Origin of the sequence: Streptomyces nanshensis, from assembly GCF_001751255.1 — a bacterium.
Classification (GTDB): Bacteria; Actinomycetota; Actinomycetes; order Streptomycetales; family Streptomycetaceae; genus Streptomyces; species Streptomyces nanshensis_A.
Window position 1 is genome coordinate 1 of the sequence record NZ_LJGW01000070.1, and the last position, 18,002, is coordinate 18,002.

2 protein-coding genes are annotated in these 18,002 nt (G+C 72.7%); both read left to right on the top strand.

Annotation, left to right across the window (positions count from 1 at the left end):
• The coding region (locus AN218_RS03555; protein WP_171908586.1) for an acyl carrier protein at window positions 1–574 on the top strand (574 nt) is incomplete at its 5' end.
• Window positions 575–586: 12 nt separating this feature from the next.
• A partial coding sequence (locus tag AN218_RS03560) for a type I polyketide synthase (protein ID WP_070015155.1) occupies window positions 587–18,002 on the top strand: 17,416 nt, incomplete at its 3' end.

An 18,002-nucleotide genomic window follows, 5' to 3' on the forward strand; every position in this document is an offset into this window, starting at 1 on the left:
AGTGGACCTGCCCGGCGGGCCCGGGACCGCGCAGGCCCCCGCCGGTGCGGAGGCCGACGCCGCGCTGCGCGAACGCGTGCTGAAGCTGCCGCCCGAGCGGCGGCACGACGCCGTGCTGGAGGTGGTCCGCACGCTGGCCGCCGGGGTGCTCGGACAGCAGGACCTCGACGCGGTGCGCGGCGAACGCCCCTTCCGGGACCTCGGGTTCGACTCACTCGCCGTGGTCGAACTGCGTAACCGGCTGGGAGCCGCCACCGGCCTGAGCCTTGCCTCGACCCTCGTCTACGACCACCCCACACCGGACGACCTCGCCACGCACGTCCTCGGACAGCTCGCCCCCGAAGACGAAAGCGGCGACGGCGGGGAGGAGGCCCGCATCCGCGAACTGCTGGCGGCCGTGCCGCTCACGCAGCTCCGGGAGATCGGCGTACTGGAGCCACTGCTCCAACTCGCCGACGGCAACGGCACATCCGGTGCACCCGCGCCGGAGGACGGCAGCAGCTCGATCGATTCGATGGCCGTGGACGACCTGGTGCAAGCCGCACTCGAGGGTCCCCACACGTCGCAGGAATGACGGAGCAGAGCGATGAACACCCCCAGCGAAAAGGTCGTCGAGGCGCTCCGCGCCGCGCTGAAGGAGACCGAGCGGCTGCGGTCGCAGAACCGGCGGCTGGTCTCCGCCGCCACCGAACCGGTCGCCATCGTCGGCATGGCCTGCCGCTACCCCGGCGACGTGCTCTGTCCGGAAGACCTGTGGGAGCTGGTGGCCTCCGGCTCCGACGGCATCACCGAACTGCCCACCGACCGGGGCTGGGACGTCGAGGCCCTCTACGGCAGCGGAGTCGACGAACGCGGCACCAGCCTCAGCCTCCGCGGCGGATTCCTGCGCGGAGTCGCCGACTTCGACCCGGGCCTCTTCGGCATCTCCCCGCGTGAGGCGCTGACCATGGACCCGCAGCAGCGGCTGCTGCTGGAGTCGTCCTGGGAGGTCGTGGAACGGGCAGGCATCGACGCCTCGGCGCTGCGCGGCTCCCGCACCGGCGTGTTCGTCGGCACCAACGGGCAGGACTACGCCCACCTGCTGATCCGGTCCGTCTCCGACGCCACCGGCGACATCGGCACCGGCATCGCCGCCAGCGCCGAATCGGGCCGCATCGCCTACGAGTTGGGCCTCGAAGGGCCGTCCGTCACCGTCGACACGGCCTGCTCGTCGTCGCTCGTGGCAATGCATCTGGCCGCTCAGGCGCTGCGCAGCGGAGAATGCTCACTTGCACTCGCCGGCGGCGTCAACGTCATGGCCACCCCCGGCTCGCTGGTGGAGTTCAGCCGCCAGGGCGGACTCGCCCGCGACGGCCGCTGCAAGGCGTTCGCGGACGCCGCCGACGGCACCGGATGGTCCGAGGGCGTAGGCGTGCTGCTGCTGGAGAAGCTCTCCGACGCCCGCCGCAACGGACGCCGGGTGCTCGCGGTGCTGCGGGGCAGCGCCGTCAACTCCGACGGCGCCTCGAACGGCTTCACCGCGCCCAACGGCCGCGCACAGCAGCGCGTCATCCGGCAGGCACTGGAACGGGCGGGCCTCGACGTGTCCGAGGTCGACGCCGTGGAGGCACACGGCACCGGCACCCCGCTGGGCGACCCGATCGAGGCGCACAGCCTCCTCGCCACCTACGGGCAGGACCGGCAGCACCCGCTCTACCTCGGGTCGGTCAAGTCCAACATCGGGCACACCCAGGCCGCCGCCGGCGTCGCCGGGGTCATCAAGATGGTCATGGCGATGCGTCACGGCGAACTGCCCCGCACCCTGCACGTCGACGCACCCAGCTCACACGTCGACTGGTCCTCCGGCGCCCTGGAGCTGCTCACCGAACAGACCGGCTGGCCCGCCGCGGCACACCCGCGACGTGCCGCCGTCTCCTCCTTCGGCGTCAGCGGCACCAACGCCCACGTCATCGTCGAACAGGCCCCCGAGCACGAACAGCCGGACGAGGCCGTGCCCGCAGCCGGGACCGGAGACGCACACCGCGACGAGGCAGCCGCACACGAGTCCGCGCGGCATCCCGCCGTCCTGCCCTGGGTGCTCTCCGCCAGGAGCGAGGCGGCACTGCGCGACCAGGCCGCGGCCCTGGCCGGCTGGCTGACGGACCACCCCGGGCAACGGCCGGCTGACGTGGCGCTGTCGCTGGCCACCGAGCGCACCCGCTTCGAGCACCGGCTCGCCCTCGTCGCACCGGCGGACACGGCGCCGCGCGACACCCTCACCGACTGGCTCTCCGGGGGCACCGCACCCGGTGCGTACGCGGGCAGCGCCGAGTCGCGGGCGAGGACCGCGTTCGTCTTCTCGGGGCAGGGGAGTCAGCGTCTGGGGATGGGGCGGGAGTTGTACGGGTGTTTTCCCGTTTTCGCGGAGGCGTTGGACGGGGTGCTGGGGCATCTGGATCCGGGTGTGCGTGAGGTGATGTGGGGTGGTGAGCCGGGGCGGTTGGGGCGTACGGGTTGGGCTCAGCCTGCGTTGTTCGCGTTGGAGGTGGCGCTGTTCCGGTTGGTGGAGTCGTGGGGGGTGCGTGCGGACTTCGTCGCGGGGCATTCGGTGGGGGAGGTCGCGGCGGCTCATGTGGCCGGGGTCTTCTCCCTCGAGGATGCCTGTCAACTGGTGTCGGCGCGTGCGCGGTTGATGGAGGCGCTGCCCGACGGCGGCGCCATGACCGCCCTCCAGGCCACCGAGGCCGAAGTGACGCCGCTGCTGACGGGGCCGGTGTCCCTCGCCGCCGTCAACGGACCCGAGTCGGTGGTCGTCTCCGGCCGTGCGGAGGACGTCGAGGAGATCCGCGTCCACTTCGACGGCCTCGGCCGCCGCACCAGCCGGCTGAGCGTCTCGCACGCCTTCCACTCGCCGCTGATGGAGCCGATGCTCGCGGACTTCCGCGCCGCGGCCGAAGGACTGTCGTACCGCGAGCCCTCCCTGCAAGTGGTCTGCGACCTCACCGGTGACCTCGCCGACGGCGGCGAACTGTGCACGCCCGAGTACTGGGTACGCCACGTGCGCGATGCCGTCCGCTTCGGCGACGTACTGAACACCCTGGAACGCGAGGGCGTGGACGCCGTCGTCGAACTCGGCCCGGACGGCGCCCTGTCGGCGATGGCCGCGAGCACACTGCCCCGGGCGGCCGCCGTGCCGCTGCTCCACAAGGACCGCGGCGAGGAGACCGCGCTGCTGACCGCCCTGGCGCGGCTGCACGCCGGCGGAGTCCCCGTGGACTGGACACCCGCCTTCGAGGGGACCGGCGCCCGCAGCACCGACGTGCCCACCTACGCCTTCCAGCACCGGCGTTTCTGGCCCTCCGGCACCGTCGGCGCCGCTCCCGTGCCGGGCGGCGACGGCCACCCGCTGCTGGCGTCCACCACGCCCGTCGCCGGCTCCGCCGAACTCATCCTCACCGGCAGGCTGTCCCTGGCCACCCACCCGTGGCTCGCGGAGCTGCGGGCCGGCGGCACCGCGCGCTTCCCCGACGCCGGTTTCGTGGAACTGGTGCTGCGCGCCGCCGACGGCATCGGCTGCGAGCGCGTCGGGGAACTCACCGTCACCGAACCGCTGGCACTGCCGGAGACCGGTGCCGTCGAGACCCAGGTACGCGTGGGCGAACCGGACGACGACGCCTCGCGGGACGTGCGAGTCTTCTCCCGCCGCGCCGGAGCGCCGGAGGCCGGATGGACCCTGCACGCCGCCGGCCGCCTCGCCGCCGCGGACCGGCCGGAAGAGCCCGCGGATGAGAGCTTCGAGACGGACGTGTGGCCGCCCCGCGGCGCCACCGTCGTCGAACTCGGCTCCCTCGACGACGACTTCGGCGGCCTCGTCCGCGGGCCCGTCTTCCGGGGCGTACGGGCCGCATGGTCGCGCGGCCGGGAACTCTTCGCCGAAGTGGCGCTGCCCGAAGACGTCGAGGACGGCGCCGCGTTCGGCGTCCACCCGGCGCTGCTGGACTCCGCGCTGCACGCCGCGCGGCTCCTCCCCGGGGCCGGGACGCCGCCGGCCGCGCCCCTGACGCCGGCGGCATGGGAAGAGGTGCGTCTCGAGGCCTCCGGCGCCTCCGTGCTGCGCGTACGGCTGCGCGCGGAGGAGGAGTCCGTCCGCCTCGACGCCTCGGACGTCGAGGGCACCCCCGTGCTGTGCGCCCGCACCGTCACGCTGCGGCCGCTGACCGTCCCCTCGCACACGGAGACCGCCGGCGGCTCCGACTCCCTCTTCCGGGTCCGCTGGACCGACCACCCCGCCGGGCCCGCGGCAGCCCGTGCCTCCACCGCCGCAGCGGGGGGAGCCGACGCCGCGAGTCCCGAAGAGGCGGGCGACACCGAGGTGTTGAGGCTGATCGGCGACGACGCCCTCAGCCTCGGCCTGCCGCCCGCCGACACCGCGGGTCCGGCACCTCGGGTCGCCGTCGCACCCGTCACCGGCGGCACCGCGGACGGCACAGCAGACGCCGCCGCGTGCGCACACGCCCTCACCGGCCGCACCCTCGAACTGCTTCAGGAATGGCTCACCGACCCCCGCTACGCCTACTCCCGGCTGCTGATCGTCACTCGCGGCGCCGCCGCCGACGACGGAGAGGCCGTCACCGACCCGGCCGCCGCCGCGGTATGGGGACTGGTGCGTTCCGCCCAGTCGGAGAATCCCGGACGCTTTCTCCTCGCCGACATCGACGAGACCCCCGAGTCCACCGCCGCACTGACCCGCCTCCCCGCCCTGCTGGACGAGGGGGAGACCCAGGCCGTCGTACGCGAGGGGCGGATACGCCTCGCCCGCCTCGACCCCGCACCCGCACCCGCATCCGGTGCGGAAGGCACCGGCCCGGCACCCGCCGCGGACGGCGTGGGCTCCGTGCCGTGGAGCGAAGCCGGCACCGTGCTGGTGACCGGCGGCACCGGCGGGCTCGGCGCGCTCGTCGCCCGCCATCTGGCGTCGCGGCACGGCGTTCAGGACCTGCTGCTGGTCTCCCGCCGCGGCCGGGACGCCGAAGGCACCGCCGAACTGACCGCGGAACTCGCCCGGTCGGGAGCCCGTGCCGAGATCGCCGCGTGCGACGTGGCCGACCGCGAAGCCCTCGCGGCCCTCCTCGCGGAACACAGCGTCGGCGCCGTGGTGCATGCGGCGGGTGTGCTGGATGACGGTGTGGTGGGTTCGTTGACGGTGGAGCGTGTGGGGGGTGTGCTGCGTCCGAAGGTGGACGGTGCGTGGAATCTGCATGAGTTGACGCGGGGCTGTGGTCTGTCGGCGTTCGTGGTGTTCTCGTCTGTTTCGGGTGTGGTGGGGGCCGCGGGTCAGGGGGGTTATGCGGCGGCGAACGCGTTCTTGGACGGGTTGGCGTCGTTGCGGCGTGCTGCGGGGCTGCCCGCGGTGTCGTTGGCGTGGGGTGCGTGGTCGCCGGAGGCGTCGGGCATGACCAGCACCCTCGACGAGGGCGGACTGCGCCGTGTCACGGCGGCCGGCGCCCCGCTGCTCACCGCCGAGCAGGGCCTCTCGCTCTTCGACGCCGCCACCTCACACCCCGCCGAACCCCTCCTCGTGCCGCTCGCACCCGGTGCCGGAGCGCCCGGCGCCGCCGCTCCCGAGGACGTTCCCGCCATCCTGCGCGACCTCGTACGCACCGGGCGCCGCCGCGCCGCGAGCGGCCGTGGAGCGACTCCCACCCAAGCCGCCGCCCGGCTCGCCGAACTGTCCGAGGGCGAGAGGCAGCGCCACCTCCTCGACGTGGTACGCCGTGAGGCCGCCCGCGTCCTCGGCCACGACTCGACCGAACCGGTCGGCGCCGAACGGGAGTTCCGCGGGCTCGGCTTCGACTCTCTGACGGCGATCGAGCTGCGCAACCGGCTGGAGAAGGCCACCGGGCTCAGCCTTCCGGCGACACTCGTCTTCGACTACCCCACGCCGAGCGTCCTGGCCGCCCACCTCCTCACCGAACTCCTCGGCACCGGCGACGAGGCGCACACCCCCGAGACACACACCCCCGGTACGGAAGAGCCACTGGCCATCGTCGGCATGAGCTGCCGCTTCCCCGGCGGCGTCACCTCGCCCGAGGACCTGTGGCGCCTCCTCGACGACGGCGGCGACGCCATCTCGCCCTTCCCCACCGACCGCGGCTGGGAGGAGAGCGCTCTGGCGGGCGACGGCACCGCCGAAGGCGGATTCCTGCGCGGGGCCGCCCAGTTCGACCCGGGTTTCTTCGGCATCTCGCCGCGCGAGGCCCTTGCGATGGACCCGCAGCAGCGTCACCTGCTGGAGGTCTCCTGGGAGGCCGTCGAACGCGCGGGCCTGAGCGCCGACCGGCTGCGCGGCTCCCGCACCGGCGTGTTCGTCGGCACCAACGGGCAGGACTACACGCATCTGGTGCTGCGCGCAGGCGGCGACATCGAGGGCCACGCCAGCACCGGTCTCGCCGCGGCCGTCATCTCCGGACGCCTCTCCTACACCTTCGGCTTCGAGGGGCCCGCACTCACCGTCGACACCGCCTGCTCCTCGTCCCTGGTCGCCCTGCACCTGGCGGGGCAGGCCCTCAACCGCGGGGAGTGCTCCCTCGCGCTCGTCGGCGGCGTCACCGTGATGTCCACGCCGATGAACTTCGCCGGGTTCAACGCACAGGGCGGCCTGTCGCCCGACGGGCGCTGCCGCGCCTTCTCCGACGACGCCGACGGGACCGGCTGGTCCGAAGGCGTCGGCGTGCTCGTGGTCGAACGCCTCTCCGACGCCCGCCGCAACAAGCGCCGCATCCTGGGCGTGGTGCGCGGGTCCGCCGTCAACCAGGACGGCGCCTCCAACGGGCTCACCGCGCCCAATGGCCCCTCCCAGCAGCGCGTCATACGGCAGGCGCTCGCCGACGCCGGACTCGAACCGTCCGACGTCGACGCCGTCGAAGCGCACGGCACCGGCACCACCCTCGGCGACCCCATCGAGGCCCAGGCGCTGCTGGCCACCTACGGCAAGGACCGGGACTCCCGGCGGCCACTGCTCGTCGGCACCGTGAAGTCGAACCTGGGCCACACCCAGGCGGCCGCCGGGGTCGCGGGCGTCATCAAGACCGTTCTCGCCCTCGCACATCCCGAACTCCCCAAAACCCTCCACGTGACCGCCCCCTCCTCACATGTGGACTGGTCCCCGGGCACCGTCGAACTGCTCGCGGAGCGCGCGCCCTGGCCCGAGACGGGGCGGCCCCGCCGAGCAGGCGTCTCCTCCTTCGGCCTCAGCGGAACCAACGCCCACGTCATCATCGAACAGCCGCCGGAACCGGACCCCGAGGCCGAAGGGGAGGAGACCCGTTCCCTGCGGCCCTCCGTGGTGCCCTGGCCCGTCTCCGCCAAGTCGGCCGAAGCACTCGACGAGCAGGTGGCACGGCTCCGCGCCCTCGCCGAGGACGCGCCCTCACCCGTGGACGTCGGCCACTCCCTCGTCACCTCCCGCGCCGTCTTCGACCACCGGGCGGTGCTGCTCACCGGCGACGACGGCGTCGTCGAGGCCGCCCGCGGAGCGGCGGCCGAACGCTCCCTCGCCGTGCTCTTCTCCGGCCAGGGCGCTCAACGCCTCGGCATGGGACGGGAGTTGTACGGACGCTTCCCGGTCTACGCGCAGGCCCTCGACGAAGTGCTCCGCCACCTCGACCCGGCCGTGCGGGAGGTGATGTGGGGTGAGGACGCCGCGGCGCTGAACGACACCGGCACGGCGCAGCCCGCCCTCTTCGCGACCGGCGTCGCCCAGTTCCGGCTGGCCGAATCCTTCGGCGTCCGGCCCCAGTTCGTCGGCGGTCACTCCGTCGGCGAGATCACCGCCCTGCACGTGGCCGGCGGACTGTCCCTGGCGGACGCGTGCACGCTGGTCTCGGCACGTGCCCGGTTGATGAGCGCGCTGCGGCCCGGCGGCGCCATGGCCGCGGTGCAGGCGAGCGAGGCGGAGATCGCGCCCCTGCTGGAGGGCCTGGAGAGCGAGGCGGCGATCGCCGCCGTCAACGCACCCACGTCCGTCGTCGTCTCCGGGACGGAGGCGGCCGTCGAGCACGTCTGCGCCCGCCTGCGGTCCGAAGGACGAAGGACGTCCCGGCTCCAGGTCTCGCACGCTTTCCACTCGCCGCTGATGGACCCCGTGCTCGAGGAATTCCGGGCCGTCGTCGCCGAGTTGACCTTCCGGCCCGCCTCGCTGCCGGTCGTCTCCAACCTCACGGGCCGCATCGCCGCCGACGCCCTGCTCGCCGACCCCGACTACTGGGTACGGCACATGCGCGGCACGGTGCGCTTCGCGGACGGCGTCACCGCACTCCACGAACAGGGCGCCGACGCCCTCCTCGAACTCGGCCCGGACAGCGTGCTGTGCACCCCGGCATGTGAGTCGCTGCCCGAGCACACCCCCGTCGTCCCGGCATCGCGAAAGGACCGCGGGGAGGAGAGCGCACTGCTCACGGCTCTGGCGCGGCTGCACACCTCAGGTGTGACCGTCGACTGGACACCGGCGTTCGAGGGCACCGGCGCCCGCATGACGGACCTGCCCACCTACCCCTTCCAGCACCAGCGGTACTGGCCCGAGACGCGCACATCCCAGGCTCCCCAGCAGGACCCGGTGGACGCCGCCTTCTGGCAGGCCGTCGAACGAGAAGACCTCGAATCCCTCGCCGCCACACTGGAGTTGGACGACGAGACGGTCTCCACCGTCGCACCGGTCCTCTCCGCCTATCGCGGCCGCCGCCGCACACAGGCCGTCCTCGACTCCCTGCTCTACCGCGAGACGTGGGAGCCCCTGACCGGACGCGTCACGCCCGCCGCTCCGGGGCGGTGGCTCGTCGTGATGCCCGTCGGCCTCTCCGACGACGAGTGGGTCACCGAAGTGGTCTCCGCCCTCGGCCCGGACGTCGAGCAGATCGAGGTCATGGGCGACCGCGACCGCATGAGCGGCCAGCTCGACGCCCTCTCCGGCACCGGTTTCACCGGCGTACTGTCCCTGCTGGGCCTCGTCGAGGCCCCCGACCCGCTGGCGGCGCCCGCACCCGCGGGACTCGCCTGGACGCTCGCTCTCGTACAGGCCCTCGGAGACGCCGGTATCGACGCCCCGCTGTGGGCCGTGACCAGGGGAGCCGTCTCCACCGGACGCAACGACCGGGTGGAGAGCCCCTGGCAGGCCGGCGTGTGGGGCCTGGGCCGGGTCGCCGCACTCGAACACCCCGAACGCTGGGGCGGCCTGGTCGACCTGCCCCAGGCGCTGGACCACCGCGTCACCAAGCGGCTGACGTCCGCACTGACCTCCGACTCCGGAGAGGACCAGATCGCCGTACGCGCCTCCGGCCTCTTCGGGCGGCGCCTGACGCCCGCGGCACGCGGCGCCGCCTCCGACGAACGCCCCCTGACCGGGACCGTGCTGATCACCGGAGGCACCGGAGCCCTCGGCGCTCATGTCGCCCGCGACCTGGCGCGCAACGGAGCCGAGCGGCTGCTCCTGCTGAGCAGGCGCGGCCCCGACGCACCGGGCGCCGGCGAACTCCGCGAAGAACTCGCCCGGTTCGGCACCGACGTCAGCATCCAGGCCTGCGACGTATCCGACCGTGACAGCCTCACCGCCGTCCTCACCGCCGTCCCCGAGGACCAGCCCGTGACCGGTGTCGTGCACACCGCCGGCGTCCTCGACGACGGCGTGCTCGAAGGTCTCTCGCCGGAGCAGTTCACCGAGGTCTTCCAGAGCAAGGTCGTCTCCGCCATGCTCCTCGACGAGCTGACCCGCAAGAAGGACCTGTCCGCCTTCGTGCTCTTCTCCTCGGTGGCCGGCTCCGTCGGCAACCCGGGGCAGGCCAACTACGCGGCGGCCAACGCCGTCCTGGACGCCGTGGCCCACACCCGCCGCGCGCAGGGTCTTCCCGCCACATCCATCGCCTGGGGCGCCTGGTCGGGCGACGGCATGGCCGGCGACTCCCGGGCCGGCGACGCCATGCGGCGCAGCGGCGCCTCCGCGCTCGACCCCGAACTCGCCGTCTCCGCCCTGTGGCAGCTCACCGCCGACACCCCGGCCACCGCCGTCGCCGCCGACTTGCGCCAGCCCGCGCTGCTCAACGCTCTGCTCAGCCTGCGCCCGGCTCCTCTGCTGTCGGCACTGCCCGAGGCCCGACGCGTCATCGACGAGGTGGAGACCGCCCGCAGGGAGGCGGAGTCCGCAGCGTCCGACTTCCACCGGACGCTGCGCTCCCTCCCGGAGGACGCCCGCTTCGATCCCGTACTGGACCTGGTACGCACGCAGGCCGCGGCAGTGCTCGGCCACGCCGGGAAGGAGGCCGTCAGTCCCGACAAGGCCTTCCGCGACCTGGGCTTCGACTCCCTCACCGCGATGGAGCTGCGTAACCAGCTCGCTGCCGTGACCGGCCTCGCCCTGCCGGCCGGCCTCGTCTTCGACTACCCGACCCCGACGTCCCTGGCCGGGCACCTGCTCGACCGGCTCGTCGGCGAGACGGCCGGCCCCGCGCCCGAGGACTCGGACGTCGCGCCGGCATGGACCGAGAACGACGCCATCGCCGTCGTGGCCACCGCCTGCCGCTTCCCCGGCGGCATCTCCTCCCCGGAGGATCTGTGGCGGCTGCTGACCGAAGAGCGCGACGCCATCGGGGAGTTCCCCACCGACCGAGGCTGGGACACCGGTCAGCTCGACAGCACCACGGTGCGCGGCGGCTTCCTGGAGGGCGTCGCCGATTTCGACGCCGGTTTCTTCGGGATCTCGCCGCGTGAGGCGGTGGCAATGGATCCGCAGCAGCGTCTGCTGCTGGAGACGAGCTGGGAGGCGATCGAGCGGGCGGGTATCGACCCGGTCGCGCTGCGCGGTTCGCGCACCGGCGCCTTCGTCGGCACCAACGGGCAGGACTACCAGCACGTCGTCATGGCGGCCCGTGACGATCTGGAGGGCCACGCCGGCACAGGACTCGCCGCGAGCGTCATCTCGGGGCGCCTGTCCTACACCCTCGGCCTCGAAGGCCCCGCCGCCACCGTCGACACCGCCTGCTCGTCCGCACTCGTCGCCCTCCACTGGGCGGCGCAGGCGCTCCGCCAGGGCGAATGCTCCCTCGCCCTGGCGGGCGGCGTCACCGTCATGTCCACCCCCACCAGCTTCTCCGGCTTCTCCCGGCAGGGCGGTCTTGCCGCGGACGGCCGGTGCAAGGCGTTCGCGGAGGGTGCGGACGGTACGGCGTGGTCCGAGGGCGTGGGCGTGCTGGTGCTGGAGCGGTTGTCGGACGCCCGGCGCAACGGTCACAACGTCCTTGCGGTGGTGTGTGGTTCGGCGGTGAATCAGGACGGTGCGTCGAACGGTTTGACGGCGCCGAACGGTCCGTCGCAGCAGCGGGTGATCCGGCAGGCGTTGGCGAGTGCGGGTCTGTCGGTCTCGGATGTGGATGCGGTGGAGGCGCACGGCACCGGGACGACGTTGGGTGATCCGATCGAGGCGCAGGCCCTGTTGGCGACGTACGGGCAGGAGCGCGAACGGCCGCTGCTGCTCGGCTCGGTGAAGTCGAATCTGGGTCATACGCAGGCTGCTGCGGGTGTCGCGGGTGTGATCAAGATGGTGGAGGCGCTGCGGCACGGTGAGTTGCCGCGCACGCTTCATGTGGACGCTCCGTCGTCGCATGTGGACTGGGATGCGGGTGCGGTCGAGCTGTTGACCGAGCGGACCTCGTGGCCGGAGGTGGACCGTGCGCGGCGTGCGGGGGTGTCGTCGTTCGGGATCAGCGGCACCAACGCCCACGTGATCCTGGAAGGTGCTTCGGCGGAGTCCGGTGCGACGACAGACGACGAGGGCGCAGCCGATGCTCAAGTCCCGCATGTCGTCCCCGTGTTGGCTTCAACGAAGTCGGCGGGGGCTCTGGACGGGCAGGTCGAGCGGCTGGGGGAGTGTGCTGCCGCGGGGCCTGCGCTGGATGTCGGTTTCTCGTCGGTGGTGTCGCGGTCGGTGTTCGAGCATCGTGCGGTGCTGCTGGCCTCGGACGAGGGTGTCGTCGAGGCTGCGCGGGGTGTGGCTTCTGCGGATCCGGGTGGTCTGGCGGTGGTCTTCTCGGGCCAGGGGTCTCAACGCCTGGGGATGGGCCGGGAGTTGTACGAGCGTTTCCCCGTCTTCGCCGAGGCTTTCGATGCGGTGCTGGCGCATCTGGACCCCCAGGTGCGGGAGGTCATGTGGGGTGGGGATGAGGGGCTGCTGAACCGTACGGGGTGGGCGCAGCCTGCTCTGTTCGCGATAGAGGTCGCGCTGTTCCGCCTCGCCTCCTCATGGGGCATCGAACCCGACTATCTGGCCGGGCACTCGATCGGTGAGATCGCGGCGGCGCATGTGGCCGGAGTCTTCTCCCTCGAAGACGCCTGTCAACTGGTGTCGGCGCGGGCGCGGTTGATGGAGGCCCTGCCCCAGGGCGGCGCCATGGTGGCGCTGCGGGCCCCGGAGGAAGAGGTCGCCCCCCTGCTGACGGAGGGCGTCTCGCTGGCGGCGGTCAACGGACCGGCCTCCGTGGTGATTTCGGGAGAGCGCACAGCCGTTGCCCGCGTGGCGGAGCGGTTCGGGAAGGCGACGTGGCTGCGCGTCTCGCACGCGTTCCACTCGCCGCTGATGGACCCCATGCTGGAGGACTTCCGCACCGCGATCCAGGACCTGACCTTCGAGGCCCCCGGCATTCCCGTGGTCTCGAACCTCACGGGACGCCTCGCGACGAGCGACGAACTGTCTTCGCCCGGGTACTGGGTGCGGCACGTACGCGATGCCGTCCGCTTCGCCGACGGCATCCGCACCCTGGAGGCCGAAGGCACGGACGTCTGCCTGGAGTTGGGCCCGGACGGCGTGCTCGCCGCCATGGCCGCGGAGTCCCTGTCGGACGCCGCGACCTCCCTCGCCGCCCAGCGCGCGGACCGGCCGGAGGAGACCGCCCTGGCACAGGCCCTGGCAGGGCTCCACGTCACCGGTCACCGCGTGCAGTGGCAGGGGTGGTTCGACGGCACCGGCGCCCGCCGTACCGGCCTGCCCACCTACGCCTTCGACCACGAGCGGTACTGGCCCGCCGTGCGCGGCAAGGGCCGCAGCGGCGACGTGCCGGGACTGGGCCTGTCCCCGGCCGAACACCCCCTGCTGGGCGCCGCGTTGAAGGTCGCGGGCTCCCACGAGGCCATGCTCACCGGACGGCTGTCCCTCTCGACGCACCCTTGGCTCGCGGACCACGTCGTCGGCGGCACCGTGCTCTTCCCCGGCACCGGCTTCCTCGAACTGGCCGTCCGCGCGGGAGACTTCACGGGATGCGGCCGGGTGGAGAATCTGACCTTGACCGCGCCGCTCGTCCTCGGCGAACGTGAGGCCGTCGACATCCAGGTGAGGGTCGGCGCCCCCGACGAGCAGGACCGCCGGCCGGTCGGCATCCACTCCCGGTCGGCGAACGCACCGGAGGGGGAGTGGACGCCACACGTCGAGGGCACCCTCCGCGCGGACGAACCGACGGCCGGCGAGGCCGCCGGGCAGTGGCCCCCGGAAGGCGCCGAGCAGATCGAACTGGACGGCTTCTACGACCGCCTGGCCGAGGACGGCGGACTCGCCTACGGTCCCCTCTTCCAGGGGCTGCACGGTGCGTGGCGCCGCGGAGACGACGTCTTCGTCGAGGCCGCGCTGCCCGAAGAGGCCGACGACGCCGCCGAGTTCGGGCTGCACCCCGCGCTGCTCGACTCCGCGCTGCACGCCATCGGACTCCTCGAAGACGCGGGGCAGGGGCTGCCCTTCGAATGGAGTGGTGTCTCCCTCCACGCCGCCGGAGCGTCCGTCCTGCGCGCACGGCTGCGCCGGACCGGCGCCGGAACCGTCAGCGTGACCGGCACGGACGTCGAGGGACGGCCGGTGATCTCGGTGGAGTCCCTGGCCGTGCGCGAGCCGTCGCCGGCGCAGGCCGCACCCGCCGCCGAGACCGCGGACGACTCGCTCTTCCGCGTCTCCTGGACGCCTGTGCAGACCGGTGACGAGACCGTCCCCGACGGCCCGTCCCCGGCCGTACTCGCCGCGGACGCCGTCACCGTGCTCGCAGACGACGGCATCGAACCGCCCGGAGTCGCAGTCGTACCGGTCGGCAGCGACGAGGAGGGGCCCGACGCCGTGCACGCCGAGACCCGCCGCGTGCTGCTGCTCCTCCAGGAAGCCCTCGAAGAGCCCCGACTCGCCCGCACCCGCCTGGTGTTCGCCACTCGCGGTGCCGTCGCCACCGACGGCGAGCCCGTGACCGACCTGTCCGCCGCGGCCGTCTGGGGCCTCGTACGCAGCGCGCAGGCTGAGAACCCCGGCCGTTTCCTGCTGGTCGACCTCGACACCGACGCGGAGGTCACACCTGCCCTGCTCACCACCGAAGAGCAGCAACTGGCCGTGCGCCACGGCTCCGTGTACGCGGCGCGCCTCACCCGACTCGCCGGTGGCCCCTCCCTCGTACCGCCGTCCGGCGTCCCCTGGCGGCTGAGCACCACCGGGAAGGACAGCCTCGACGACCTGACGCTGACCCCCTGCCCCGAGGTCCTCGAACCCCTCACCGGCAGGCAGGTCCGGGTCGCCGTGCGCGCCGCCGGGCTCAACTTCCGCGACGTGCTGAACGCGTTGGGCATGTACCCGGGCGAGGCCGGACTGTTCGGCGCGGAAGCCGCGGGTGTCGTCACCGCAACAGGCCCCGACGTGCGGGGACTTCACCCGGGCGACCGCGTCACCGGCATGCTCTTCGGCGGAATGGGCCCCGTGGGCGTCGTCGACGAGCGCTACCTCGTACGCATGCCCCGCGACTGGTCCTGGGAGGAAGCGGCGTCCGTACCGCTGGTCTTCCTCACCGCCTACTACGCGCTTCAGGACCTCGCCGGGGTGCGCGCGGGCGAGAAAGTCCTCGTCCACGCCGCGAGCGGCGGCGTCGGCATGGCCGCCGTCCAGCTCGCCCGCCACCTCGGCGCGGAGGTCTTCGCCACCGCCGGCGACGGCAAACGGCAGACCGTGCGAGACCTCGGCGTCCCCGACGATCACATCGCCTCCTCCCGCACCACCGACTTCGAAGAGATCTTCCGCGACGTCGCCAGCGAAGAAGGCATCGACGTCGTACTCAACGCCCTCGCCGGCGAGTTCGTCGACGCCTCCCTGCGCCTGCTCCGCCCCGGCGGACGCTTCCTGGAGATGGGCAAGACCGATCTGCGCGACCCCGGCGACCTGCCGCACGTGCACTACCGCGCTTTCGACCTCGGCACGGTCGACCCCGACCACGTCCAGCGGATGCTCGGCCACATCCTCGGCCTCTTCGACGAGGGGGCGCTGAGGGTGCTCCCCGTCACCGCCTGGGACGTGCGCCGCGCGCGCGAAGCCTTCCAGTACATGAGCCGCGCCCGCCATGTCGGGAAGATCGTCCTCACGACACCTCCGCCGCTCGACGAGGACGGCACGGTCCTGGTGACCGGAGGCACCGGCGGGCTCGGCGCGCTCGTCGCCCGTCACCTGGTGCAGTCGTGCGGGGTGCGGAGGCTGCTTCTGACGTCCCGAACCGGCTCTGCCGCCCCGGGTGCCGCGGAACTGCGCGACGAACTGCGCTCGTTGGGCGCCGCCGACGTCTCCGTCGCCGCGTGCGACGTGGCCGACCGCGAAGCCCTCTCCGGCGTACTCGCAGACGTACCACGTGAACATCCGCTGTGCGCCGTGGTGCATGCGGCGGGTGTGCTGGATGACGGTGTGGTGGGTTCGTTGACGGCGGAGCGTGTGGGGGGTGTGCTGCGTCCGAAGGTGGACGGTGCGTGGAATCTGCATGAGTTGACGCGGGGCTGTGGTCTGTCGGCGTTCGTGGTGTTCTCGTCTGTTTCGGGTGTGGTGGGGGCCGCGGGTCAGGGGGGTTATGCGGCGGCGAACGCGTTCTTGGACGGGTTGGCGTCGTTGCGGCGTGCTGCGGGGCTGCCCGCGGTGTCGTTGGCGTGGGGTGCGTGGTCGCCGGAGGCGTCGGGCATGACCAGCACCCTCGACGAGGCCGCAGTCGAACGCCTCGAACGCTCCAACATGCCACCGCTGTCCGTGGAACAAGGGCTCGCCCTCTTCGACGCCGCCACCGGCGTGGACGAGCCCCTTGTGGTGCCCGCCCGCATCCGCACCGGCACCATGACCGGCGCTTCTGCCGGCTTCGTACCGCCGATCCTCCGGTCCCTGCTGCGCTCCGGACGCCGAACGGCCGCAGCCGGAGCACGTCCAGGCGTCCTCAGCGATCTGCGGGCGATGCGCCCCGCGGAACGCGAAAAGCACCTCACGCAGCTCGTCCGCGCCGAGGCCGCGAAGGTACTGGGCCACGCCGGCTTCGAGTCCGTCGACGCGGAACGGGAGTTCCGCGGGCTCGGATTCGACTCCCTGACCGCCGTCGAGCTGCGCAACCGGCTCGGCTCCGCCACCGGCCTCACCCTTCCCGCCACCCTCGTCTTCGACTACCCGACACCGAGGCTCCTCGCAGGGCATCTGTTCGAAGAACTCTCCGGCGAGAGCGACACGGAGAGCGCCGAGGCGCTGCCCGCCCGGCGCGACGCGGACGATCCCGTGGTCGTCGTCGGCATGAGCTGCCGCTTCCCCGGCGGCATCTCCTCCCCGGAGGACCTGTGGCGGCTGCTGACCGAAGAGCGCGACGCCATCGGGGAGTTCCCCACCGACCGCGGCTGGGACCTGGCGAGCCTGCTCGGCGACGGACCCGGCAACAGCATCACCGCGGAAGGCGGCTTCCTGGAGGGCGTCGCCGATTTCGACGCCGGTTTCTTCGGGATCTCGCCTCGTGAGGCGGTGGCGATGGATCCGCAGCAGCGGCTGCTGCTGGAGACGAGTTGGGAGGCGATCGAGCGGGCGGGTATCGACCCGGTCGCGCTGCGCGGTTCGCGCACCGGCGCCTTCGTCGGCGCCAGCGGCCAGGACTACGGACACCTCGTACTCGCCTCCCAGCAGAGCATGGAGGGCTATTCCGGCACAGGCACGTCAGCGAGTGTCATCTCGGGGCGCCTGTCCTACACCCTCGGCCTCGAAGGCCCCGCCATGACGGTCGACTCCGCCTGCTCGTCGGCGCTGGTCTCACTGCATCTGGCGGCGCAGGCGCTCCGCGAAGGCGAGTGCTCCCTCGCACTGGCCGGAGGCGTCCAACTGATGGCCACGCCAGGCGCGTTCATGGAGTTCACGCAGCAGGGCGGTCTTGCCGCGGACGGGCGGTGCAAGGCGTTCGCGGAGGGTGCGGACGGTACGGCGTGGTCCGAGGGCGTGGGTGTTCTGGTGCTGGAGCGGTTGTCGGATGCCCGGCGTAACGGTCACAACGTCCTTGCGGTGGTGTGTGGTTCGGCGGTGAATCAGGATGGTGCGTCGAACGGTCTGACGGCGCCGAACGGTCCGTCGCAGCAGCGGGTGATCCGTCAGGCGTTGGCGAGTGCGGGGCTCTCCGTGGGTGATGTGGATGCGGTCGAGGCGCATGGGACGGGCACCACCCTCGGTGATCCGATTGAGGCGCAGGCGTTGTTGGCGACGTACGGGCAGGAGCGCGAACGGCCGCTGCTTCTGGGGTCGGTGAAGTCGAATCTGGGTCATACGCAGGCGGCTGCGGGTGTCGCGGGTGTGATCAAGATGGTGGAGGCGCTGCGGCACGGTGAGTTGCCGCGCACTCTGCACGTGGACGCTCCGTCGTCGCATGTCGACTGGGAGGCCGGTGCGGTCGAGCTGCTGCGGGAGCGGACTTCGTGGCCGGAGGTAGACCGTGCACGGCGTGCGGGGGTGTCGTCGTTCGGGATCAGCGGCACCAACGCCCACGTGATCCTGGAGGAGCCGGCTGAAGCGTCGGCGGCTTCTTCTGCTGCTGATGGGGTGGAGCAGCCGTCCGCTGTGGTGCCGGACGTGGTGCCGTGGTTGGTGTCGGCGAAGTCGGCTGCCGGGTTGGACGGGCAGATTGAGCGGTTGCGTTCGCTGCCGGGTGAGTCCCGTCCGGTCGATGTGGGTTTTTCGTCGGTGGTGTCGCGGT